At 44.0% G+C, this 23,538-nt stretch carries 23 protein-coding genes; 21 read left to right on the top strand and 2 right to left on the bottom strand.

Annotation, left to right across the window (positions count from 1 at the left end; translation table 11 throughout):
• The first annotated feature begins 244 nt into the window (after positions 1 to 244).
• From G476_RS0119530 to G476_RS24120, 16 genes are all read left to right on the top strand, one after another.
• A complete protein-coding gene (locus G476_RS0119530) occupies positions 245 to 475 on the top strand; it encodes a DUF1146 family protein (protein ID WP_026691570.1) in 231 nt (76 codons plus the stop codon).
• Positions 476 to 635: 160 nt separating this feature from the next.
• Positions 636 to 1,418, top strand: a complete 783-nt coding sequence (locus G476_RS23065; protein ID WP_026691569.1) for a YwmB family TATA-box binding protein — start codon at positions 636 to 638, stop codon at positions 1,416 to 1,418.
• Between the two features lie 33 nt (positions 1,419 to 1,451).
• Positions 1,452 to 2,777, top strand: a complete 1,326-nt coding sequence (murA, locus tag G476_RS0119520) for a UDP-N-acetylglucosamine 1-carboxyvinyltransferase (protein ID WP_026691568.1) — start codon at positions 1,452 to 1,454, stop codon at positions 2,775 to 2,777.
• Positions 2,778 to 3,372: 595 nt separating this feature from the next.
• On the top strand, positions 3,373 to 4,398 hold the full coding sequence (gene spoIID, locus G476_RS0119515; protein ID WP_026691567.1) for a stage II sporulation protein D: 1,026 nt from the start codon (positions 3,373 to 3,375) through the stop codon (positions 4,396 to 4,398).
• A 197-nt stretch (positions 4,399 to 4,595) separates the two neighbouring features.
• Positions 4,596 to 5,417: a stage II sporulation protein SpoIIQ gene (gene spoIIQ / locus G476_RS22620; protein ID WP_051314958.1), complete on the top strand. Its 822-nt coding sequence runs from the start codon at positions 4,596 to 4,598 to the stop codon at positions 5,415 to 5,417.
• A gap of 930 nt (positions 5,418 to 6,347) precedes the next feature.
• Complete coding sequence (gene spoIIID, locus G476_RS0119505; protein WP_026691566.1) at positions 6,348 to 6,629, top strand: sporulation transcriptional regulator SpoIIID; 282 nt, start codon at positions 6,348 to 6,350, stop codon at positions 6,627 to 6,629.
• 325 nt (positions 6,630 to 6,954) lie between these two features.
• Positions 6,955 to 7,959 (top strand): rod shape-determining protein, encoded by a 1,005-nt coding sequence (mreB, locus tag G476_RS0119500; RefSeq protein ID WP_026691565.1) that lies wholly within the window; start codon positions 6,955 to 6,957, stop codon positions 7,957 to 7,959.
• Between the two features lie 42 nt (positions 7,960 to 8,001).
• Positions 8,002 to 8,829, top strand: a complete 828-nt coding sequence (locus G476_RS0119495; protein ID WP_026691564.1) for a flagellar hook-basal body protein — start codon at positions 8,002 to 8,004, stop codon at positions 8,827 to 8,829.
• Between the two features lie 21 nt (positions 8,830 to 8,850).
• A complete protein-coding gene (locus G476_RS0119490; RefSeq protein WP_026691563.1) occupies positions 8,851 to 9,684 on the top strand; it encodes a flagellar hook-basal body protein in 834 nt (277 codons plus the stop codon).
• 46 nt (positions 9,685 to 9,730) lie between these two features.
• Positions 9,731 to 10,033 (top strand): DNA-directed RNA polymerase subunit beta, encoded by a 303-nt coding sequence (locus G476_RS0119485; protein WP_026691562.1) that lies wholly within the window; start codon positions 9,731 to 9,733, stop codon positions 10,031 to 10,033.
• Between the two features lie 380 nt (positions 10,034 to 10,413).
• Positions 10,414 to 10,848 (top strand): 3-hydroxyacyl-ACP dehydratase FabZ, encoded by a 435-nt coding sequence (fabZ, locus tag G476_RS0119480; protein ID WP_026691561.1) that lies wholly within the window; start codon positions 10,414 to 10,416, stop codon positions 10,846 to 10,848.
• Between the two features lie 609 nt (positions 10,849 to 11,457).
• Positions 11,458 to 11,718 carry a hypothetical protein gene (locus G476_RS0119475; RefSeq protein WP_026691560.1) on the top strand — a complete coding sequence of 87 codons (261 nt, stop codon included), beginning with the start codon at positions 11,458 to 11,460 and terminating at the stop codon, positions 11,716 to 11,718.
• A 107-nt stretch (positions 11,719 to 11,825) separates the two neighbouring features.
• A complete protein-coding gene (locus tag G476_RS23860) occupies positions 11,826 to 11,981 on the top strand; it encodes a hypothetical protein (RefSeq protein ID WP_169720903.1) in 156 nt (51 codons plus the stop codon).
• A 95-nt stretch (positions 11,982 to 12,076) separates the two neighbouring features.
• Positions 12,077 to 12,223: a hypothetical protein gene (locus tag G476_RS23855; protein ID WP_169720902.1), complete on the top strand. Its 147-nt coding sequence runs from the start codon at positions 12,077 to 12,079 to the stop codon at positions 12,221 to 12,223.
• Between the two features lie 269 nt (positions 12,224 to 12,492).
• Positions 12,493 to 12,768: a hypothetical protein gene (locus G476_RS22615; RefSeq protein ID WP_051314957.1), complete on the top strand. Its 276-nt coding sequence runs from the start codon at positions 12,493 to 12,495 to the stop codon at positions 12,766 to 12,768.
• A gap of 726 nt (positions 12,769 to 13,494) precedes the next feature.
• Positions 13,495 to 15,021 (top strand): C40 family peptidase, encoded by a 1,527-nt coding sequence (locus G476_RS24120; RefSeq protein WP_026691559.1) that lies wholly within the window; start codon positions 13,495 to 13,497, stop codon positions 15,019 to 15,021.
• Between the two features lie 313 nt (positions 15,022 to 15,334).
• Here G476_RS24120 and G476_RS0119450 read toward each other — a convergent pair whose 3' ends face one another.
• Together G476_RS0119450 and G476_RS0119445 are read right to left on the bottom strand one after the other, a co-directional pair.
• Positions 15,335 to 16,318, bottom strand: a complete 984-nt coding sequence (locus G476_RS0119450) for a C40 family peptidase (protein ID WP_026691558.1) — start codon at positions 16,316 to 16,318, stop codon at positions 15,335 to 15,337.
• A 377-nt stretch (positions 16,319 to 16,695) separates the two neighbouring features.
• Entirely contained in the window at positions 16,696 to 17,658 is a 963-nt protein-coding gene (locus tag G476_RS0119445; protein ID WP_026691557.1) for a C40 family peptidase, read from the bottom strand.
• Between the two features lie 438 nt (positions 17,659 to 18,096).
• On the opposite strand from G476_RS0119445, the gene pgsB reads away from it, so the two are divergent.
• Genes pgsB through G476_RS0119420 form a run of 5 tightly spaced genes read left to right on the top strand, consistent with a single transcriptional unit; the run spans position 18,097 to position 23,009 of the window.
• Positions 18,097 to 19,272, top strand: coding sequence for a poly-gamma-glutamate synthase PgsB (gene pgsB / locus G476_RS0119440; RefSeq protein WP_026691556.1), 1,176 nt, complete (start codon positions 18,097 to 18,099; stop codon positions 19,270 to 19,272).
• An 18-nt stretch (positions 19,273 to 19,290) separates the two neighbouring features.
• Positions 19,291 to 19,740: a poly-gamma-glutamate biosynthesis protein PgsC gene (pgsC, locus tag G476_RS0119435; protein ID WP_026691555.1), complete on the top strand. Its 450-nt coding sequence runs from the start codon at positions 19,291 to 19,293 to the stop codon at positions 19,738 to 19,740.
• A gap of 12 nt (positions 19,741 to 19,752) precedes the next feature.
• Positions 19,753 to 20,952 (top strand): CapA family protein, encoded by a 1,200-nt coding sequence (locus tag G476_RS0119430; RefSeq protein ID WP_026691554.1) that lies wholly within the window; start codon positions 19,753 to 19,755, stop codon positions 20,950 to 20,952.
• A gap of 19 nt (positions 20,953 to 20,971) precedes the next feature.
• Positions 20,972 to 22,807, top strand: coding sequence for a gamma-glutamyltransferase family protein (locus G476_RS22610; protein ID WP_051314956.1), 1,836 nt, complete (start codon positions 20,972 to 20,974; stop codon positions 22,805 to 22,807).
• A complete protein-coding gene (locus G476_RS0119420) occupies positions 22,800 to 23,009 on the top strand; it encodes a hypothetical protein (RefSeq protein WP_026691553.1) in 210 nt (69 codons plus the stop codon). Before G476_RS22610 ends, G476_RS0119420 begins: the two co-directional genes overlap by 8 nt.
• Positions 23,010 to 23,538 lie beyond the last annotated feature (529 nt).

Raw genomic sequence — 23,538 nt, 5'->3', positions numbered from 1 at the left:
ACTCATTTCACAATCCAATTATGAACAAACCATGACAACCGCAATTTTAGCGAAAAAAAGTGTAATTTAGGTAAAACAATCCATAGCATTTACACCGAATTTTCGTTAAGATAGTCCTTGTGAAGTTTTGTATAGACGAGTTGGTAACGTTAAAAGGTACCACGTTTATGTGAATTCTTCAAGTATGGAATCTTTCGTAGCGAAATGTAAAGCTATGGGCGATAGCGATGGAGGTCGTTTTGTTTTGGAACAGTTTGGTCAGCAAGCGTTGGTCAGCCTTTTTGTGAATATTGTAGTGCTCGTAACGGTTTGGTGGGCATTACAAACGTTTAAATGGGACTTGTTTGTATCGGACCCAGATGGACCCAAAGCAAAAGCGTTAGTGATTTTGGTTGCAATCGCCATTACACATTTGGTCAGCAGTTTTTTATTGAACTATCTCAACTGGTCTACGATGTTACAGCACTTGTTTTAACATCAGGATTACGTTAAGATTCATCACTGAAAACCAAATCAAGAAGTACTCGAAAATTGTCGTGTATTAGCTTTAAATTCCATGTATGTCCCCCTTCTTAGAGGTAACAATGCTAATAAGAAGTAACGTGCAGAACGTACGTCCGGGGGGAGAGATCACTATGGAGAGATACACGGTCGTCTTGGGGAGTCTTGTTTTGATTTTTCTGTTGTGGGTCGGAGTAGCTCAAGGAAATGACAATTCGGACAGAGACTTAAAAGCACAATCACCATTGCAAACAATACAGCAAATGAACGATAAAATGACGGATCATGCCATTCGTACAAGTCGTTGGCATATTTATGCAAGAGACAATGACCCGCATACGATGACTAAGAGATCGTTAGCAGAATTTGTTCAGCAGTATCAAGAGCAGCTGAGTATGTTCGATTGGGCAAAGGTCGAGGAAGAAAGTGAAAATGAAGTTTGGGAAGGTGTAAGAACGGATATTAACCAAACTGTAACGGAAAAAGTCACTTTGACGACTATACGAGTTGCAGAAGATGATTACCGGACTTATCTTACTTATAATGCATCGATGCTCCCCGTCTATCACAAAGACAATCAAGGGTTTTCCATGCTTTTTGAAAACGTGCAATCACCGGAATGGCTAAGCCATGCAGAATTTTTTGTTCGTGCAGAAGGCGTATTACCCTCGAGTGACACAACCGATGTTGAACAATGGGGACTAGATATTACAGAATCATTTTCCGCAAATGTCGTTGAATCTTTAGAAGAACCATCTTTCGTTTCAATTTCCGCATATGCCCCTTTTTTAGGGTCAAACCTTGAAACGAAAGGCGAACCGATGAACTTACAGATCGCGCTAAGGAAGAATGAACAAGGATTGGGCGGTGAAACAACCGTCACAATTGGCACGCCAATAATTACGGCTGAATATTAATAACTATAGAAACTGGACGCGGAGGGGAATACGTTGGAAAAAATTATCGTCCGCGGTGGTAGGCAGTTAAGCGGTACAGTTCGCATTGAAGGTGCGAAAAACGCCGTGTTGCCAGTCATCGCAGCATCTATACTCGCTAGTAAAGGGAAGAGCAAGATTTATGATGTTCCAGCTTTAGCTGATGTATACACAATCAACGAAGTTTTACGAAACCTTAACATTGATGTTGATTACGAAAACGGCGCCATTGACGTGGACGCTACAAGAGCACTAAAAACGGAAGCACCGTTTGAATACGTACGAAAAATGAGAGCATCTTTCTTGGTTATGGGGCCACTTCTTGCAAGAATTGGTCATGCTCGTATTGCACTTCCAGGTGGATGTGCGATCGGATCTCGCCCAATTGACCAGCACTTAAAAGGCTTTGAAGCCATGGGTGCAAAAGTTGAAATCGGAAACGGCTTTATCGAAGCGAAAGTCGAAGATAAGCTCATCGGAAACAAGATTTATCTGGACTTCCCAAGTGTTGGCGCTACAGAAAACATCATGATGGCTGCTACAATGGCTGAAGGTACAACGATCATTGAAAACGCAGCAGAAGAGCCGGAAATTGTTTGTCTTGCAACGTACTTAAACTCCATGGGAGCAAAAGTTCGCGGAGCAGGAACGGGCACGATCCGTATTGAAGGTGTAAAAGAGCTTACAGGCGCTGAGCACACGATCATTCCTGACCGTATCGAAGCGGGTACGTTCATGGTCGCTGCTGCCATTTCAAAAGGGAACGTCCTTCTTGAAAATGTTGAGCCTGAGCACTTGCGCCCACTAATTTCCAAGTTAAATGAAATGGGTGTTATCATCATCGAAGAGAGTGACGGGATCCGTGTGATTGGACCTGAAACGCTCAAGAGTTGTGACCTAAAAACGATGCCTCACCCTGGCTTCCCAACGGACATGCAAGCCCAAATGATGGCTTTGTTGCTCCGTGCTGAAGGAACCAGCGTGATTACGGAAACGGTATTTGAAAACCGCTTCATGCACGTTGAGGAGTTCCGTCGTATGAACGGTAACATCAAAATTGAAGGTCGCGCAGCTATCGTATCTGGACCTAACGAACTTCAGGGAGCAGAAGTATCTGCAACTGACCTACGTGCAGGTGCTGCCTTAGTTGTTGCTGGTCTTGTAGCAGATGGTTACACAAGAGTAACTGAGCTCAAGCACATCGACAGAGGATATGTGGACTTTGCCGGTAAACTAAAAGCTCTTGGCGCTGACGTAGAACGTATTTACGAAGCACAAGAAAACGAACTGGAAAACCTTGAAGCACCGGCTCCATTAAAAATGGATCCGAACTTTGCATAAGAAATTATTATTTATATTGAATGACCCCGAGCACTGTGAGGTGCTGGGGTCTTTTTTTGCGTCTTTTTTGGGGGGCGAGGGGCGAAGCAGGTAGAAGGTGCTGACAGGGGCTAACCTGTTTAAAAGGAGCGCGAACCTGTTTAAATAGAACATGAACCTGTTAAAAGGGGTCCCAACCTGTTTAAATGGCACACGAATCTGGTCAAATGAGCCCCCTCACCATGGTTTACGCGCCACTAAACGTCGTGAAGAACTCTTTATTTGCTGAGTTTCTCGCGCCTTGAATCGACATCATTTTTAGAAGGGATGAACGGACAATTACATACTGTGTCATTGTAAAAGAGTTGAGGCCAAAAAAGCCGTACATCACCATTTGCTAGTGTTAGTCTCATGAAAGAAACGGTGCCCTATACACCTTTAAACAAATCTAGCTAATCTATTAAATTCAAATACTCTAGTATAAAATTCTGACTCTCTGTTCTAACTAGTACTAAGAAAACATAGGTATTTATCAGAAGCCAGAAAGAGGTAGACAGCATGATTCTACAACTTTCTCGGTTTAGGATAGGGTCAGAATGGACGGGGAGTGTGGAGAATGAAGCACGTAGTCATAGTGGGGATAATCCTAATGGGAATCATTTTGGTGATTCCTTCCTTGCTTGTTGTTTGGCATTCAGGAGGTCAGAATGAACAAGCAACAGAAGAAGTCATGACTTCAATGGATCAAGTTTCCCTTGAGGAAACAGTTGAGGATTTGGAAGGGGAACTGACGGTTTCGGTTTTTCGCTCTCAAACGGAAACCATTGAAGAAGTGGATTTTGAACGATATGTAGCTGGAGTGGTTGCGTCGGAAATGCCGGCGTCGTATGAAGAGGAGGCTTTAAAAGCACAAGCCTTGACCGCGAGAACCTATATTATCAGACATTTAACGAATCCGGGAGATGCGAGTTTGCCTGATGGTGCCGATGTAACCGATACGGTGATGCACCAAGTGTACCAAGATGAAGAGCAGCTTAAAGAACGACACGGTGATTACTACGAAGAGATGATGGAAAAAATTAAAGCGGCAGTGGCAGCGACCAAAGGTGAAGTGATTACGTATCAAGGGAATCCAATCACAGCCACCTTCTTTTCCACTAGTAACGGGTATACGGAGAACTCAGAAGAGTATTGGGAAAATGAGATTCCATATTTACGGAGTGTTGAAAGCCCATGGGATAAAGAGTCCCCGAGGTTTAATGGGGAGCAGACCTTCACTGTGTCTGAATTCGAAGCAGCTCTCGGGGTAAGTGTGAGTGGCGACCAAGTAGGCTCTATTGTTGAAAGAACCACAGGCGGAAGAGTGGGCAAGGTTCGTGTGGGTAGCTCAGAGTTCACTGGACGAGAAATCCGGGATGCCCTAGGATTAGATTCGAGCGACTTTTCAATCCAGCGACAAGGAAATGACATTCACGTGACCACAAAAGGGTGGGGACACGGGGTAGGGATGAGCCAATTTGGTGCTGATGGGATGGCCAAAGAAGGGAAAACCTACAAAGACATCATCCACCACTACTATAAAGACGTAGAAATTACCAACGCCGACACGATCTTAGGCGGCTACGTCGCAAGTAACCAATAATTGTCGGGGGTCTGACCCCCGACAATTTTTTGTATTAAAGGGCCTTGTGTAAGTCCGATTACAATTATCAGAGGGGCTAATAAATGGCTGTTTTACCCTACAAATCCCGAATTTCACAAAAAGTTTAGAAAATTTTTTTTGTGAAATGTATAAACGATTCGCAATTTGATCAGAATGGTTGCTGAGGTGATGATCAAATGAATCATGAAGAAAAACAAGGTTCCAAAGTGGAACAACTCAAGGCGAATATTAAACGCCTAATGAAAAAACGCTATACCATGCCGGCTCTTTACTTAACGCTTGCTGCAGTCGTAATTACAGGTTTTATCTGGCTAACATCTACAAGTGAAGATCTGTCTCAAGATCCAACCCAAGACTCCGAGTTTGACATTGTACAACCTGGAGACGATGAGGAAGCTACACCTGTATCCGTTCAGAACGAAGTGTTCGAAATGCCGGTCCTTGATGAAAATGAAGTCAGTGTTGTCGGAAGTTTTTATGATTACGAGTCTTCAGTCGATGAGCAAGTAGATGCCTTAATTCAGTACAATAATTACTACTACCAAAATAAAGGTGTCGACTTTGCCTCTGAAAACGGAGAAAGCTTTGATGTAACTGCTGCTATGAGTGGTACAGTTGTAAAAGCGGAAGAAGATGCGTTGTTCGGTCACGTGGTTCATGTAGAGCATGATGATGACATCCTTTCCATCTACCAAAGCCTTGAAGGTGTACTGGTAGAAGCAGGACAAACAGTGAAACAAGGTGACGTAATGGCAAGAGCCGGCCGTAACCTTTACAACAGTGACGCTGGTGTTCATCTACACTTTGAAATCCGCAAAGACGGTGTTCCAGTTAACCCACTTGAGTATATGGAACAGCCAATTGCTTCTCTTCCTGAAGTGAACGAAGAGCAAGCATCACAAGAGCCAGGTAGTGAAGAGATTCCTGAACTTGATGTAGAAGTCGAAGTAGACGATGAAGATGATTCTTCCTCAGACACTCAAAAGCTTCAACCATAACATTGGTACACAGGTAAAAACGAATCAAACTGTAATAAGCAAATGAAGCACCAAGAAATAATGAAAAATACAAAGCTTTCCATAGTGCCAACACAGTAAGTAACGTTTAATTCCAACTAAACCTATCAAAGAATACACAAATGAGTACCTTCAATACTCATTAAAAAGTCACAAATCCCATGTGACACCCAACCAACAGCTCCCACCGCGTCCGGGAGCTGTTGGTTTTTTCTTGTAGGCCAAGCAAACGCTCGTTGCTTACGTCGATGGCTTTCGCTCCTATATGGGGACATCATAGCCATCAACTTATGGAATTGCGTAAAGTAAATCAGTTAAAGAAAGGTGTAGCCGGAATGTTCTTCGCTTTCCGCGGCGGTGCCGGCGAGCCTCCTCGGGCAAAGCCCTTGCGGGGTCTCTCCTGGCTCCTACTGCCGCAGGAGTCTTCAAACATTCCGGCTACACCTAATCACATGGTCAAAGTCAGATTGTCTGTGACAGTTACATAGATTATAGGGATTCACTAACACCAACTAAGCGAAAGGTAGCTTCTTTGTCATGTGAAAAGATATGAGTGAATGGCCAACAAGAGAGAAAACCGAAAGAAGCCGCCACGTTTGCTTAACTTGACGGCTATGGGGTCTGACCCCCGAACAATTACCCCCGAACAATTGTGTAAATCGTGAAAAGTGGGTTGATTGAACAAGGATTTTGCCTCTTCTGTGATTTTTGTGCATATCTAAGCAAGCTCGTTAATAAAATTTAACAAACCTTACCACATTGACAAGGTCGTTCAGAGAGATAGCGAGTGCTGACAGGCAACCTGTTTGGAACTTGGGAACGCAACCACCATCAGCAGAGAAATTCACATCTAAGGGTGGCTGTCTTTTTCTCCGTCTTTTTGGACCTAGAAACATTAGGGAGGCGAGAGGTGTGCACGATTACATCAAAGAGAGGACAATCAAGATCGGTAGGTACATCGTCGAGACGAGAAAGACAGTACGAACCATTGCAAAGGAATTCGGCGTTTCCAAAAGCACGGTTCATAAAGATCTGACCGAGCGTTTGCCTGAAATCAACCAAGAATTGGCGAATGAAGTGAAAGAAATTCTCGAGTACCATAAATCCATTCGTCACCTTCGCGGAGGAGAAGCAACAAAAGTGAAGTACAAGAAGACTCAAACAGGAAAGAAAATGGCTGAAACAAAAGCGTAAACTCCTCACCCCCCTTAAACATTCAAAGGGTTGAGAGCCTCGGAACCCGCTCATGAGAAACAGGGGAGGAAGAGGCGAAGAAACCGCGACTAATCCGCTATCCCTATCGTAACGGCGTAACAAAAGCTGCATCCATATAAAAAGGCCTCTCGTGAGACTAGGACTTCGTTTCACAATACTCCTTTTTGAGGGTTTTTGTACATTTTTTTCATATGCTCCCACTATATTCTGACAGATTGTGATAAAATTAAACATTGGATACTTTATCTACAATGAACGGAATATAAAGAGGCAAGATTTACTAGCTTTAGGGAGGAAAAATGAAATGTTTGGTAGGGATATCGGAATAGATCTCGGTACAGCAAATGTACTTATTCACGTAAAAGGCCGTGGGATTGTTCTTAATGAACCATCCGTGGTGGCCATTGATACAAACACAAAGAGAGTGTTGGCAGTAGGTGATGAAGCTTTCCGAATGGTCGGACGTACGCCAGGGAATATCGTGGCGCTCCGCCCTATGAAGGATGGCGTTATCGCTGATTTTGACATGACTGAATCCATGCTGAAGCACTTCTTGGACAAAATAAAGGTTCGTAATTTTTTCTCAAAACCAAGAATCTTGATTTGCTGTCCAACTAACATTACATCAGTTGAGCAAAAAGCGATTCGCGAAGCCGCTGAAAAAAGCGGAGGAAAATCCATCTTTATCGAAGAAGAGCCAAAGGTAGCTGCAATCGGCGCCGGTATGGATATTTATCAGCCTTACGGAAACATGGTTGTTGATATTGGTGGAGGGACAACAGACGTTGCTGTTCTTTCCATGGGTGACATTGTTACCGCTTCTTCTATTAAAGTTGCAGGAGACAAATTTGATCATGACATATTAAATTATATAAAAAAGAAGTACAAGCTTCTCATTGGAGAACGTACCGCTGAGAGAATCAAGTTTGAAGTGGGAACCGTATCACCTGGTGGTCGAGATGCTGAGATCGACATTCGCGGACGTGACATGGTGAGCGGACTGCCGCGGACGATCACGGTTACATCAAAAGAAGTAAGCGAATCTCTTGAAGAATCTATATATCATATCGTTCAAGCGTCGAAAACAGTACTTGAGCAAACACCACCTGAACTTTCAGCAGATATTATTGATCGAGGGGTTATTCTCACCGGAGGAGGAGCCTACCTTCACGGGTTGGACGAGCTTTTGGCAGATGAGCTGAAGGTGCCTGTATTTGTGGCTGAGGAACCAATGAACTGTGTAGTTAACGGAACAGGAAAGCTGTTGGAAAACTTGGACCGCCTTGCCAAACGAGGGATTAAAGCATAGAACGGATCAGAGACGAGATTTTAATAAATAGAGGTGTAAAAGATGCTAAGAGGACTTTACACGACGGCATCAGCCATGATTGCACAACAGCGCCGTCAAGAAATGTTAACGGACAATTTAGCCAATGCCAACACACCAGGGTATAAAGCGGACCAAGGGTCATTGCGGACGTTCCCGAAGATGCTCATCCAAGCCACAGGCACCGACCATGCAAAGCGATACGGGTCCAATCATGTGGGGGAGCTTGCAACAGGTGTTTATATGCAGGAGCGTACGCAGAATTTTACCCAAGGGGATGTGCAAGAGACCGGGAACGCAACGGATTTGGCTCTTCTTCAAGGGAGGGTTCCTGTTGATGAAGAAACAGGACAAGCGGCTACTCTATTTTTCACGGTAGAATCCGATGAAGGAGCAGTCCGGTATACACGAAATGGCAACCTCACCGTCGACGGAGAAGGATTTTTAACCACTTCACAAGGAAACTACCTTCTTGATGGGGCTGGAAATCGAATCAACGTAGGGAACGAGACGTTCTCGGTGAATGGCGAAGGACAAATCTTCGTTCAACCAGACCAGGATCCTCTTGCCCAACTAAACATAGCAGTCGTTCCTGATTCCGCTCAGCTCGTGAAAGAAGGAAACGGACTTCTCCGTTATGACGGGGAACAAGGCGTGGTGACAGCTCTTGGCAATGAAGACGCCGATTATCAGATTCAGCAAGGGTTTGTTGAACGATCAAACGTAGATGCAGCCCAAACCATGACGGATATGATGGCGACGCTTCGTTCGTTTGAAGCTAATCAACGAATGCTCCAATCCTATGATAAAAGCATGGAACGAGCGGTTAATGATATCGGGAGAATTGGATAATAAAAGTGAGGTGACCACACGGTGAATCAGGCATTAATCACGTCAGCGGTAACGCTAGGACAACTTCAACACAAGATGGACACTACGGGAAACAATTTGGCTAACATGAACACAACCGGTTATAAAAGAAGAGACGTAAGCTTTTCCGACCTTTTATTTCAGCAAGTGAACAATCAATCCTCTCTCCAACACGAAACAGGGAGACAAACGCACAATGGCCTTCGAGTTGGGACAGGAGGAGCTGTTGCACAAACAGCAGTTCGATTTGAACAAGGATCCCTTTCCCAAACGGGGCGTGATCTGGACATAGCTATGACTGAGCCTGGCTTTTTCTTTGAGTTGATAGGCGAAGACGGGCAACGACAATTCACCCGTGATGGCGCATTTTACTTGTCACCTAACCCGAACAATGCTTTGGAGAATTACCTCGTAAATCGATCGGGAGAGTATGTACGATCTGTTGACGGACAACCCATAGCTATACCGAGCAACTTCAATGACTTGAATATTAGCGAGTCAGGCAACATTAACGTCACATTAAACGATGGGCAAAATACAGTCGTTAACGCAGGACAACTTCAGATCGTCAACATAACTAAGCCGCAACTCCTCGAAAGCACAGGTGGAAACACCCTTGTGTTCCCAAACATGGAGGAACTTGAGCTTACGATAGATGATGTACTGGAAGAGGCGGCAGGTAGTCAGGTTCTGATGCAAAGGGCGTTGGAAATGTCCAATGTCGATATGGCAAAAGAGATGAATGACATGCTTCAAATCCAGCGTGGGTATCAGTTCAATACAAGAGCCATCTCCATTACTGATGAAATGATGGGGCTTGTAAACAACATCCGTTAAAGCTACAATGACTAGAGAAGAACCATTGTAAACAAGGAGTTTATTCATGACCAAAGAGAACGAAACACAACCAACTACTCGTGAAGAAATAAGAAAGCAAAAACACGAGGCCGAAGAACAGGAAAAAGCCCGGAAACAGGAAGAAAAATATTCCAAGAAGAAACCCGGCCGGATCCGGTTAATCCCTATCTGGCTTCGTATCATCCTAGTGGTTCTCTTCTTGTTCATTAGCCTGGTAGCAGGTGCAATGATTGGCTATGGTGTTGTAGGCGACGGTAACCCGGTGGACGTCTTTGAAAGAGATACGTGGTATCATATTGTTGATATTATATACGGCACAGAAGAATAACCTTCCCCCTCTATGCGAACGCATGTGAGGGGATTTTTTTATTGAGGCTTTTCGGGGCAGGGGGAGTAGAATACATCTAAGCCGTTAAAAAGTCGGCGGAAACGGTAAATACGAACTGCCTAGCCGTTAAATAAGCCACCCTTCATGTAAATCCATCCCCTAAAGCCGCTAAAACTCTAATCCAAACCGTTAATCCAAACACCTTTCAGCCTAAAAAGGAATAGAAATACTGACAATGAACGGAAACGATAACGTTCTAAGAGAAGGTGTGTCGATGACTCAAAGTTAAAGGAATACAAAGCCACTTTTACAAACTACTCGAAAAAAGATAAACTGTACATATCAAATTAAAACCAACACCTATGAGGAGGTACTAATTTATGCTTAATACAGAACAAATTAAAGAAATCATCCCCCATCGTTATCCATTCTTACTCGTTGATCGCATTCTTGAAGTAGAAGAAGGAAAGCGGGCCATTGGAATTAAAAATGTAACCGCGAATGAAGAATTTTTTAACGGCCACTTCCCGCAATATCCCGTGATGCCCGGTGTTCTAATCGTTGAAGCACTCGCGCAAGTAGGTGCTGTAGCCATCTTGAAAAAAGAAGAAAACAAAGGACGCCTCGCCTTTTTTGCAGGCATCGACAAATGCCGATTTAAAGGACAAGTGACGCCTGGTGACCAGCTTCGTTTGGAAGTTGAAATGACACGCTTAAGAGGAAGCATCGGGAAAGGCAAAGCCGTTGCCACTGTTGACGGCGAGACGGTTGCAGAAATGGAAATGATGTTTGCCCTTGGGGACAAACAAGAATAAAGCTACCTCCAATAGAGGATGGGGCAAAGGTGAATAAACACACCTTTTGCTTCATCCTCTTTTTCTTTGTCACATCTCCCCACATTAATCAAACGTTTAATTAACACAAGCCCATTCGTTAAAGTTCGGGGGTCTGTCCCCGTAACATTTCATAAACCTTATTGACACAACACAAAACGACGACTAGATACTACAAACCAAGCTCTGGTTGGTGAAATCCTATAACATCCCATAAAATTGTGCGGGGACAGACCCCTCACTGAATCATGGGATCCTGCTAATAAAATGTGTGAATATGTGTGAAAAGTGCCTTTTTACGTTTCGGAAAGGACGAACGGTGATATATCTCGAGTAGAATCACTGAAACGCAACTAACAAAATAGTTGCCGTCACATTCTATAATCACCTTTAAATATAGGAGGATGATTAGCCGAGAAAAAGCCATTTGAACATCAGCACTTAAGTGTTGAATAGCTGACAGTCAGATCCAGTGAAAAGAAGCAAAAAAATGGTCTTAAAAGAAGTAGATAAGATGGTCAGCTAAATGACTCATACATCAGGACATACACAGAAAAAATCATGTTTTAAAAATTTGAGGAGGAATTCATAATGAAGAAGAAATTAATGTTATCAGTACTTTCAGGAGTTTTAGCAGTAGGAGTTTTAGGAGCATGTGGAGATGACACGGACGATACGGATATGAATGATGATCCAGGCATGGAAGATGACGGAATGGACGATGACATGGAAGACGATGGCATGGAAGATGACGGAATGGACGACGATTTAGAAGACGATGGTATGGAAGATGACGGTATGGATGACGACATGGACGATGATATGGATGAAGATGACGAGATGGATGAATAATCAACTTTTAGTTTAAACTATAGACTGAAGAACTACCTGAAATGATCAGGTTGAAATAAATGAAGCAACGTTAACGTTCATTTAATTCTTCGAGGAGGTATATCGTGATGAAAAAGAAACTGTTTCTATCCGTGTTGGCAGGGGCAATGTCCTTAAGCGTACTCGCAGCATGCGGAGACGATGTGGACGACCCTGGAATGGAAGACGATACAAACATGGAGATGGAAGATGACATGAATGACGATATGGATGGCGACGCCTAACCTCAAACATGCTATACCGGGGAAAGTAACCCCATAACCCAAATTCGTATAGACCTACTACATGACCACTACAACATAAGAAGGAGGGACGAATCATGAAAAAGAAGGTATTACTTTCTCTTTTAGCCGGTGTACTATCAATCGGGGTCCTTGCAGCATGCGGAGACGTGGAAGATGATCCGATGCAAGATGACCCAGGCATGGAAGACGACGGCGGTATGGATGATGAAGGTGATTATTAAGCCTTTGTAGCAGTATTTCCAAGGTGTGGGGGAATTCCCCCTGCATCTTTTAACGAGAAAAAGCATTTTGGTAAAATCTCAAAATGTGCAAAAAACTTGCAAGATCTCTTGCGACTGTTTTTTTCTCGCGTTATGATGATGTCGACGTTGAAACACAGCGTCACCTGGCGTCAAGAAACACGACGTCAATTTCAATAGGGATCTCGCTAACATCCCACTAACTAAAACAATAACCATCATAGCATGGTACAACTAGGAGGATTTCAATCATGAAGAAAAAGCTAATGCTTTCAGTATTATCAGGAGTACTAACTGTAGGAGTTCTCGCAGCATGTGGAGACGCTGAGCAAGACCCAGGTATGGAAGACGACATGGGCGACGACACTGGAATCGAAGAAGATGCTGACATGGAAGACGACGGCATGGAAGATGACGGTATGGAAGATGACTATGAAGAAGATGCTGACATGGAAGATGACGGCATGGAAGACGATGAGTTTGACATGGAAGATGACATGGAAGAAGATCAAGACGAAGACATGTAATCTGGGCTTAACCCACCTAGCATTACACTAACCCTTAAAAACAACACAACCCTAACTCTCTATAATATAAGTCCCTGAGTGTCCTGAGGCCTAACCCTCCTCGCTCACTCGGGGCAAGATAACAAACCCTTACTGTGAATAACACTTGTAACTCACGTTCACCCTATATTCTCTCCCAATTCCCCCTTAATTGAAGATAAATATATGGAACGTGAAAAAGGCCAGGGCCTCAACCACCCTGGTCTTTTTTGTTGTGTAGAAATTAGATTTTTTCGTCTAGCTCCAGCACCTGCGAGTACGGGGTCATCTTATTCCATCATGATAAAGCAAAAAGCAGCTCCTCAATCTGGGTCAGCTACCTCAAATGCCTCGAAGGCTTGGCACTCGTGAATGACCAAGACGATTGCGCCTTTGTTTGTTTATATAATGGAAAAGTCCTAAATTTGAAAGCAAAAAAACGAACAAAAATACGAACGAAAATGCGAACGTCAAGCCTCATAAAACCCCTTAACCATAGGACTTGTCTAATAAACCTCTCTTTTCACATTTTCTATAAGAAGCAAAAAAGACCCATCTATTGTTGGACCTAAATTCGGTTGTTTTCTATTGTTCACAATACTTATTGAATCTCCTGTTTGTTAGGAGTAAAATTAAATATTATAAATTAATCCAAAATTAGCCAAATTTTATACTTTAAACGATCTTAAAAGAGGGAGCGGTGTCATAATGTCAGTGTTGTCGTCGAGAAAAACAATGGTTACTGCGTCAATGGCTGTAGCGGGAATGATCTTTGCAGCCCCATCAGCTACTGAAGCATCTTTTGGAGAACGAACCCTTCACTTTGGTATGAATAACAGTGACGTAAAAGTATTACAGGAGACCCTTAAAGAAAAGGGATTCTTCACCTATCATACGGCGACAGGCTTTTACGGTGAAGTAACCCGACAAGCCGTTAGAGAATTTCAACTAGCCAATGGACTTAAAGTAGATGGCGTCGCGGGTCCACAAACATTCGGAGCACTAGGGAACACATCCAGCTCGGGACAAGCGATTGAAAAACCAAGAGCCACTGCCATCCCCGATAACCATTTGCTTCGGCAAGGGTCGTCCGGCGACGCTGTAAAGCTGCTTCAGGAAAAACTGAAGGACCTTGGTTATTTTACAGCATCGGCGAACGGGAGCTTTCAAGCAAGTACAAGGGACGCTGTGCGAAAATATCAAGAAGCAAATCGCTTACTGGTAGATGGCATCGCCGGTCCGCAAACAATCAGACATTTAAACAGCGGTAACGGTAAAAGCTATAGCCCAGAACAACCCCCGGCAAAAGAAACGAGTTCATCAAATAATAACATCCCGCAAAACACGATCTTAAGGTTGAACGACACGGGTGCAAACGTAAGCCGCTTGCAAGAACAACTAAAAGCAAAAGGATTCTATACCTATTCCATTACGACAACATACGGTCCCATTACGCGCCAAGCAGTCCTGGATTTTCAAAGAGCTGCCGGCATTTCCGCAGACGGGATCGCCGGTCCTCAAACGTTTAGGGCTCTTGAAAATTGGACGGGTTCTTCTCAAAACACGGGAAGCTCAAGTGGAAGTACACCCTCAAACGGGAATACATCCTCAACCAGTGGTACTTTAATCGTGGGATCTGAAGGGGCGGCCGTTACAGAACTACAAAATCAGCTGAGAACATTAGGTTTATTCAATGTTCAACCAACAGGATATTTTGGATCAATTACAAAAGAGTCCGTTCGGAAGTTCCAACAGCAATGGAATCTAACTGCAGATGGCATCGCGACGAAAGCTACAATTCAAAAGTTGAATGAAGTAGCCGAAATACATAGGAAAAGTGCGCAAAATAGCTCACCTCAACCATCAAGAGGAAGCTTTAATGTGATGAACCTTGTTGCTGACGCATCAAACTTCCTAGGCACCCCTTACGTATGGGGCGGGGCTTCACCTACAGGGTTTGACTGTAGTGGGTTCATCCAATATGTGTTTAAACAAAATGGGGTCACGGTTCCTCGTACCGCAGCTCAACAATACAATTTTGGAAAAAGTGTTGCAAAACCTCAAGTGGGAGACATCGTCTTTTTTGAAACCTACACAAAAGGACCTTCTCACAACGGCATTTATATTGGAAACAATCAATTCATCCACAGTGGGTCTTCTACAGGAATCACGATTACAAGCTTAAGCAACAGTTATTGGAGCCAGCGTTACCTAGGAGCGAAACGATTAAACTAATAGGGTAGCTAACAAAAATGAGAGCCATCATGCGGCTCTCATTTTTGTTTGTCCGCGTGGAGAAAACAAATGTGTATTTAATTTAAAGTAAAGTGAAACCTTTTTACCAATTGAATCGTCTATTATAGTAGCAAGAAATGAGAAGGTCTAACCTGCCTTTTTCTTTTCTTCTCCCATAATTAAAGGCGCCCGTCTCATTCACGGGCGCCAATAAAAAAGTAATGATTATATGTTTAAAGCAATAGTGTTAGGGTAGATTAATTAGAAGAGTAGGTTTGTGTAAGTAAGCTGCAACAGTTATTTAGAGTTAGATTTAGAAGCGTCCTGCACCTAAGTAGCGTTGGCTCCAGTAAGAATTGCTCATGCTTGCTACGGCAACACCAGTAGAAGATCCAGAGTGGATAAACTGCCCGTTACCTAAGTAAATTCCTGCGTGAGAAGGACCTGTGCGTGTTTCAAAGAAGACAATGTCTCCAGCCTGTGGATTGGATACGCGAGTGCTAGAGCTCCACATTTGGGAAACCGTTCTAGGTACACTTTTACCATTTTGAGAGAAGCTATATTGAATGAATCCGCTGCAATCAAAACCAGATGGGCTTGTCCCACCCCATACATATGGAGCACCTTGTACGCTTCTTGCTGTAGAGATTACGCTTTGAGCAGTGCTGCTGCTATTTGAAGATGTAGCAGTTGAGTTGCTTGAGCGGCTTGTGCTTGCTGATTTAACAACCGTATTTCCATTAAGGGCACGATACGTTTGTGGCCCAGCAATTCCATCAGCAGCAATTCCAGCTGAACGTTGGAAGCTTCTTACGGCATTTGCTGTTTGAGGTCCGAATACGCCATCAGCAGATCCTGCACTATGACCAACAGAGTTTAAGGCATCTTGTAGGTTACGTACACTAGCGCCTCTTGAACCTTGGCGAAGAGTTCCGTTAAAGGATACCCAATCACCGGATGAAGATGATACTGAAGCTGATCCAGAGTTGGAAGAAGAACTGTTGGTGCTACCATTCACGTTCATAGCGTTGAACGTCTGTGGTCCTGCGATACCATCAGCAGCAATTCCTGCGTCTCTTTGGAAAGAACGTACTGCGTCTCTTGTAATTGATCCGAAGTAACCTGTTGAAGTGTGGAAATTGAAGTGCCCTTCAGAACGTAAGAAGTCCTGTAATTCTGTTACATCCCCGTGACTCATTCCTGCTCTTAATGTCTGATCCCCTAATGCTGCGTCTGCTGCTTGCGGAGCCAAGAAAACGCCGCCGGCTACTGCTACACTTAATACAACCTTCTTCATCTTTTAATCTCCCCTTAATTCTTTATGTTTAATTTATTGGTTTAATCTCCCTGTGTTGCACAATAGTAACTATACAAGACCTTTTCACATCCGACAATAGTATCCCATCATTCGATATATAATGTTAATTAGTCTGTAAAATTTGTAACATTAGCAAATATTTTGGCGCATGTCCGTAATTTGTTCTAGGACGAACGTATGACTAGTGGCCACGCACCTGAAAGAATTGTTAAATCTCACCTCTGAAACCAAAAAATGACAACTCTTGATTAAATAAAGAGACGCCTGTCTCATTCACAGGCGTCTATACTAAATCGTGTTTACGTATCAACTGTTTTGGGTAAAGAGTTATCATATGCGCTTAAAAATTGCTTGGCTTACAGACGTCCTGCTCCCAAGTAGCGAGGACCCCAGTAAGAGCTGTCTACATCTGCAATGGTTACTCCAGTAGATGAACCAGCGTGGATGAACTTGCCGTTTCCAAGGTAAATTCCTGCGTGAGATGGACCTGACGTATACGTTTCAAAGAATACGATGTCCCCGCGCTGTGGATTAGATACGGAAGTAGCAGCATCATGGATGGAAGCTACTGTACGAGGAATGCTCTTTCCATGTTGAGCGAATGAATATTGTAAGAAACCACTGCAGTCAAAACCGGACGGGCTTGTGCCACCCCATACATAAGGTGTACCTTCCAAACTTTTAGCAGTTGAAATAATGTTTTCTACCGTGCTTGACCCTGTTGTAGCAGATCCACTTGAAGAATTACCAGTACTTCCGGATTTTACGACAGTCTCATTATTTAAGGCACTGTAGGTTTGTGGTCCAGCAATTCCGTCAACGCCAATTCCTGAGTCACGCTGGAAGCTGCGAACAGCCGACTCTGTCGCCGGGCCGAAAATACCTTGGTTACCAGCACTGTATCCAAGAGAATTCAGTGCGTCTTGAAGAGCGGAAACACTTGCTCCACGTGAACCAGAGCGAAGAGTACCGTTAAATGTAATCCAATCTCCAGAACCTGAGCTTACAGTGGAACCTGAAGAACTGCTTCCCCCATTTACACCCATCGCGTTGAATGTTTGTGGCCCTGCAATCCCATCAGCAGAAATCCCTGCGTCACGCTGGAAGTCGCGAACCGCTTGACGAGTGATAGAGCCGAAATATCCTGTAGATGTGTGGAATGTGAAGTGTCCCTCTGAACGTAACCAATCTTGCAATTCTGTTACATCCCCGTGATTCATACCTTCTCGTAATGTTTGATCTCCTAGAGCGGCGTCAGCCACCTGTGGTGCTAAAAATACCCCACCTGCTAACGCTACACTTAATACAACCTTTTTCATTCTTTTCCTCTCCCTTAACTCTCTTTGATATGTATTTTTCTATAATGTTTTTTCTCCCTGTCTTGCACATGTGTAACTATACAAAAGCTTTTATCGTCCTACAATAGTTTTTGATTATTCGATATAGAACGTTAAACCATCTGTAAAGTTTGTAATATTAACAAAGAAAACCGCGGAAATATAGGACGGATTGTCACAGAAAACAGGTCCTATGACCCTTTCAACCCTCCTTATTTATTTAAAAAACCTCCATTATTCTTTTCCATAAATAGTATTAAGAAATAATTGTTAATACGTAATACGCATAAAAAAGAGTGAACGAATAAGAAAAATCCATACTAGATAGAGAGAAAACATTCCAATCTTCAAATGGGAACGTTATTTTCGGGACATACTACTCAAAAATCGATTGGAATCATGAAGCGGGAGGACAAAACCATGTTATTAATTCCACTATCATGTGTACTCTTGTTCGTCTTTGGCGTATGGGAACGAAAGCGCCACCAACGTAATGTGGATAGCATACCGGTCCGGATTAATATAAACGGCGTTCGTGGAAAATCAACGGTCACACGCCTCATAACCGGAATCATGATGGAGGCAGGCTACAAGACGATCGGGAAAACCACGGGAACGCAAGCACGTATGATTTACAACGATAGGGAAGATCCCATCGTCAGAGATCCAGAAGGGCCAAACATTCGTGAACAATTGAAAGTAATGAAAAGTGTATCTGAGCAAAAAACAGAAGTGCTCGTCAGTGAGTGCATGGCTGTAAATCCGGACTACCAGAAAGTTTTTCAAAATATTATGTTACAAGGCAACATAGGCGTGATCGTAAATGTATTGGAAGACCATATGGATGTGCTAGGTCCGACCATCGATGACGTCGCTCAATCTTTTACTGCAACGATTCCTTTCGATGGACACCTCATTGTTAATGACGGGCCTTATCAAGACTTCTTTAAGGAGATTGCCGCAAAGCGAAATACGAAAGTGATTGTGGCGGATACGTCAACGGTTTCAGAAGATTACTTGAGAAAATTTGATTATATGATGTTTCCGGATAACGCCGCTCTTCCATTGGCTGTGGCAGAAGCGATGGATATCGACCGAGAAACAGCTCTTAAAGGCATGCTTAACGCCCCTCCAGACCCGGGTGCTATGAGAATCTTAAAAACGGGAGACCCGGAAAAACCCTCTTATTTTTTCAACGGATTCGCGGCAAACGATGCTTCTTCTACATTAAACATATGGAAGCGTGTTAAAGAGCTTGGATTTCCCTCTGAGCATCCGATTGTGATCATGAACTGCCGTAAAGACCGTGTGGACCGTACTGAGCAATTTGCAAGGGACGTGTTACCGAACCTCGATATTGGAACACTCGTCGTCATTGGAGATCTGACGTCACCAATCGAACAAGCTTACCGTGACGGCACCATTGAAGCGGAGCATTTTATCAGTTTGGAAGGGGCTTCAACAGACGAGATTTATAACGAGCTACAAAAGATTACACAACGCACGTCCATCTTCGGCGTAGGGAACATCCATGGTGCTGCCGAGCCTCTTGTTGAACGAATTCAATCCGAGCACCACGAAGAGCACGCATCTTAAGTAAGGAGGTGGCATCCTATGTTTGGTGCCGATTTATACATCACATTAGTTGTAGGGATTGTACTTAGTTTGATTTATGCGGAAAAAGCAGGGGCCTTGCCGGCGGGAATTATCGTTCCCGGGTACTTGGCGTTGATTTACGATCAACCCTTTTTCCTTATGTCCATCTTCTTCATTAGCTGTGCGATTTATTTCCTCGTGGTCCATGTGTTTTCAAGGTTCACGATTTTGTATGGCAGGCGAAAGTTCGCGGCCATGCTCTTAACCGGAGTTGTCATGAAGCTCGCGTTTGATTTCTTTTATCCGGTTTTTCCATTCGAAATCTATGAACTCCGAGGGATCGGGGTTATTGTACCAGGATTAATTGCCAACTCATTTGAAAAGCAAGGAGTCTACATAACTGTCACAAGTACGATGGTTCTTAGTGGACTAACATTTTTGGTAATGACCATCTACTACATGTTTTAAGGCGGTTAAGCGATGCAAACGAAACGATATTTAACAAAAAAAGAAAAGCTTCTTGCACTAACAAAAAAGCATAAAGAAAAAGCGGACAAACATGCACTGGTCTTTCTCATCGCTTTGGTTCTTTTAATTGGGCTCGGTCAAGTCGTGAGTTTTGCTAAAGTTCCTGAAGTACAGAGTGAGGAAGACGCCCTCGTCACTGGAACCGTAGTGGGGGATGTGATGCTTGGGCGATACGTGGAAGACGTAATCAAGCATAAGGGCTTTGATGGATTGTTTACTTTTGCCAAGCCTTACTTTGACGCCTCCGATTATGTGAGCGGCAACTTCAAGCAAACCATTATCGACATGCCTGCAAGCGCCATGGAAAACAAGAACCAAGACACCCTTGATAACATTACGGAAAATGAAAACAAGCCTGTAACGTTTCGCACAACATATGAAAGTGTGGAATCGCTTATCAATCATGGGTTTACGAATGTCTCTTTGGCCAATAACAATCAGTTTGACTATCGTTATCTCGGCTTTCGAAACACCCTCAACGTTTTTGATTTGTACGAAAATGAAATCAGCTACGTAGGTGCAGGTGTAAACACCGAGCAAGCGATTACGCCGGACATTCAAGAAATCAACGGCTACACCATCGCCACGGTGGGATTCACAGATGTGTATGCACCAAACCATGCGGTGGACCAAGACCGCTCAGGTGTTTTAACGACTCGTCGCTTAGCGGATGTGTACGAAGCCGTTCGTCAGGCCGAAGAGCAAGCTGACTTTGTCATTGTTCACGCTCACTGGGGAGAAAACTTCAACAACCGCGTGTTTTCAAGACAACGAGACTTGGGGCATTACTTGGTGGATTTAGGAGCTGATCTCATCGTAGGTCACTATTCGCACGTAATTAGCCCAATGGAAATCTATGAAGACAGTCTCATTTTGTACAGTGTCGGTAATTTCATTTCCGATCAAGGGTGGTCACGAACTTCCGATGCGCTCATTACACAATTTCATCTTTTTGAAGACGGGCGAAAGCAATTCGTCTTTTCACCGATGATGATTCGTGAAGCAACCCCCCTTCCTGCAACAGAGCCATTTGGAACGATCCAGCAGCAACGCATTTTCCGTACGCTCACAAAAGAGTTGGATACTAACGCAAATACGTGGCGTGAAGACGGCAAGCTGTACCTTGAGATCGGTGGAAGCGACGAAGCGTAAAAGAAAGGAGTGAACAAGGATGCGGCTACGCCTTGCCACAAACATCATCGGAACAATTTTGATTGTCATTTTTTTGATAACCGGATTTAATGAAATCGAATTTACGCAAGACCAAGGCCTGCAAGAAGATGAAGGCATTCCGGAAGAAGACATTGCAGAAGGGACCGAGTCTTACGGGGTAAGTGCGGCCCACCCCTTTGCGGTTGACGCTGGAATGAAGATTCTTCAAGAAGGAGGAAATGCAGCCGACGCCTTTATTGCCGTTTCTTTTATGCTCAACGTCGTTGAACCGTACGGATCGGGTATCGGGGGAGGCGGATCCCTTCTATATTACGACCCGCAACTCGGTGGTACTCCTCAATACTTGGATTACAGGGAAACAGCTCCGTACAATGTGCCGACCGCTGAACAGTATGGAAGCAATTTCGGAGTGCCAGGCTTCTTGATCGGGATGAGCACAATGTATGACAATTACGCGTCGGGCAACTTAAGCTTTGCTGAATTGATCGAACCCGCTGTTGAAGTGGCGCAAAACGGGTTTGAAGTGGACCGGTATTTATCAGGCCGTCTTCATCACGCCCAGTACCGAATGGATCCATCTGAGATCCCGCATTTTTATGAAGGGGCCGAGACCATCCCAAGCGGAGAATTGCTCGTACAAGAAGAACTGGCCGAAACCCTTCGATCCATTCAAGACATGGGTCCTCGCCAGTACTTTTTAGACGTTCTCGCACCTGCTATGGAACAGCGATATCCGGGACTTACGGTTGCCGATTTTCAGCAGTATCAAGTCAAACAACCGGAGGCTGCAACAGGAACATTTCAAGGGTACAGCGTGTATAGCGCTCCTGCCCCTCTCGCAGGTCCAACGCTCATTCAGATTCTTCAAGCGGCTGAGTACTTGGATTTGGAAGAGGTTAAAGAACAAGAAGATGACGACGAATTGTGGTACCTCACGTATACGGAGCTTTTGTCTCGCATTCAAATTGAAGCCTACAACGATCGCTTACAGTTCATTGCCGATCCAGACTTCAATCAAGGGAACCAGTGGGAAAACCCATTTATGGAGAACTTGAACCGACTCACATCTGATGAATACGCCCAAGAACTTGCGGCTGATGCCCTTGATGAATCGGCAGTTTCTGATCAAATGGAAGACGACTCACCGGCCATGACGAACAATCACAACAACACCAGTCACTTCGTTATTGTGGATAAAGAAGGCCGGATGATTTCCGTTACACATACGCTCAGCAACTTCTTTGGATCTGGTCAGTATTATGGAGGATTCTTCTTAAATGATCAGCTGAGCAACTTTAACCAGGCACCAGAATCGATCAACCGATACGAGCCAGGTAAACGTCCGCGAAGCTTCATGGCACCAACCATTCTCGTAAGTGAAGAAAAAGGCATCTTGGGAATTGGATCCCCAGGGGGAGCCCGAATTCCGAACATGCTCGCTCAGACGCTTATTCATAAAGAAATTTTCGATTACGGATTGAAGGCCGCCGTCGAACAACCACGCTTCCACTTCGACGATCGTATTGATCGAACCGGTGAAATCGGCATCTTTGTGGATTACAAATTCCCTGAAGAGTGGCAGCTCGACTTGGAAGAGCGTCTCAACGAACGAGAGGACATTGACGGCTGGATCGTTCAGCAAGACGACAGCGACATGTTCTTCGGCGGAATTCAAGCCATGCTTCTGGATAGACAAAATCAACTCTTGTACGGCACGTCTGACCCTCGTCGTGGAGGTAACTGGAAGGCGAGCGATCCGGAAAAAGATGAAGAGGATCAAACGTATTTTGACATGGACGAAATCGAAGACGAGGAGGGACAGTTCGATGAATAGCAAGTGGCTGCAAAAATACGGTTCATTACTGTTCCTCGCGGTGGTCTTCTCTTTCATGGCCTTCTTTCGCCACGACATTGAAATAACAGACAACGAACAGCGAATGACCGAAAACTACTTCGAACGTCACGTCGGTGACAACAGCATAACAGATGACGACCGTGCAACAAACCCGGAAGAAGATGCCGGAACAGAAAGTTAAAAATGATAGCCCCCGCTTTGTGCGGGGGTTATTTATTTTTGGTGCGGAGAAGGACAGATGGGCGGGAAAACAAACAAGCCAGTATTTTTCTTAAGGTAGAAAAAATCGGATTATCGGTAGGATTATTGCTTTTTGTGGTAGGAATATCTCTCTTTGCGGTAGAAATAAGCGGCGTTTGGGTAGGATTCTGCTTCTGATCATGGGCTCTCTATCTTCTTAAGGTAGAAAAAATCGGATTAGCGGTAGAATTATTGCTCTTTGTGGTAGGAATATCTCTCTATACGGTAGAAATATGCGGCGTTTAGGTAGAATTCAGCTTCTGATCATAGGCTCTTTTTTCTTAAGGTAGAAAAAATCGGATTATCGGTAGAATTATTGCTCTTTGTGGTAGGAATATCTCTCTTTGCGGTAGAAATAAGCGGCGTTTGGGTAGGATTCTGCTTCTGATCATGGGCTCTCTATCTTCTTAAGGTAGAAAAAATCGGATTAGCGGTAGAATTATTGCTCTTTGTGGTAGGAATATCTCTCT

The organism is Alteribacter aurantiacus DSM 18675, assembly GCF_000429705.1.
GTDB lineage: Bacteria > Bacillota > Bacilli > Bacillales > Salisediminibacteriaceae > Alteribacter > Alteribacter aurantiacus.
Note: the sequence above shows the minus strand (reverse complement) of the source record. Positions and strands in the feature narration are given on the sequence as shown.

Coding starts and splice junctions, on each gene's coding strand:
- G476_RS23065 (WP_026691569.1), top strand. CDS start 636: ATGGAGAGATACACGGTCGTCTTGGGGAGTCTTGTTTTGATTTTTCTG.
- spoIID (WP_026691567.1), top strand. CDS start 3,373: ATGAAGCACGTAGTCATAGTGGGGATAATCCTAATGGGAATCATTTTG.
- spoIIQ (WP_051314958.1), top strand. CDS start 4,596: ATGAATCATGAAGAAAAACAAGGTTCCAAAGTGGAACAACTCAAGGCG.
- mreB (WP_026691565.1), top strand. CDS start 6,955: ATGTTTGGTAGGGATATCGGAATAGATCTCGGTACAGCAAATGTACTT.
- G476_RS0119495 (WP_026691564.1), top strand. CDS start 8,002: ATGCTAAGAGGACTTTACACGACGGCATCAGCCATGATTGCACAACAG.
- G476_RS0119485 (WP_026691562.1), top strand. CDS start 9,731: ATGACCAAAGAGAACGAAACACAACCAACTACTCGTGAAGAAATAAGA.
- fabZ (WP_026691561.1), top strand. CDS start 10,414: ATGCTTAATACAGAACAAATTAAAGAAATCATCCCCCATCGTTATCCA.
- G476_RS0119475 (WP_026691560.1), top strand. CDS start 11,458: ATGAAGAAGAAATTAATGTTATCAGTACTTTCAGGAGTTTTAGCAGTA.
- G476_RS23860 (WP_169720903.1), top strand. CDS start 11,826: ATGAAAAAGAAACTGTTTCTATCCGTGTTGGCAGGGGCAATGTCCTTA.
- G476_RS23855 (WP_169720902.1), top strand. CDS start 12,077: ATGAAAAAGAAGGTATTACTTTCTCTTTTAGCCGGTGTACTATCAATC.
- G476_RS22615 (WP_051314957.1), top strand. CDS start 12,493: ATGAAGAAAAAGCTAATGCTTTCAGTATTATCAGGAGTACTAACTGTA.
- G476_RS24120 (WP_026691559.1), top strand. CDS start 13,495: ATGTCAGTGTTGTCGTCGAGAAAAACAATGGTTACTGCGTCAATGGCT.
- G476_RS0119450 (WP_026691558.1), bottom strand. CDS start 16,318: ATGAAGAAGGTTGTATTAAGTGTAGCAGTAGCCGGCGGCGTTTTCTTG.
- G476_RS0119445 (WP_026691557.1), bottom strand. CDS start 17,658: ATGAAAAAGGTTGTATTAAGTGTAGCGTTAGCAGGTGGGGTATTTTTA.
- pgsB (WP_026691556.1), top strand. CDS start 18,097: ATGTTATTAATTCCACTATCATGTGTACTCTTGTTCGTCTTTGGCGTA.
- pgsC (WP_026691555.1), top strand. CDS start 19,291: ATGTTTGGTGCCGATTTATACATCACATTAGTTGTAGGGATTGTACTT.
- G476_RS0119430 (WP_026691554.1), top strand. CDS start 19,753: ATGCAAACGAAACGATATTTAACAAAAAAAGAAAAGCTTCTTGCACTA.
- G476_RS22610 (WP_051314956.1), top strand. CDS start 20,972: ATGCGGCTACGCCTTGCCACAAACATCATCGGAACAATTTTGATTGTC.
- G476_RS0119420 (WP_026691553.1), top strand. CDS start 22,800: ATGAATAGCAAGTGGCTGCAAAAATACGGTTCATTACTGTTCCTCGCG.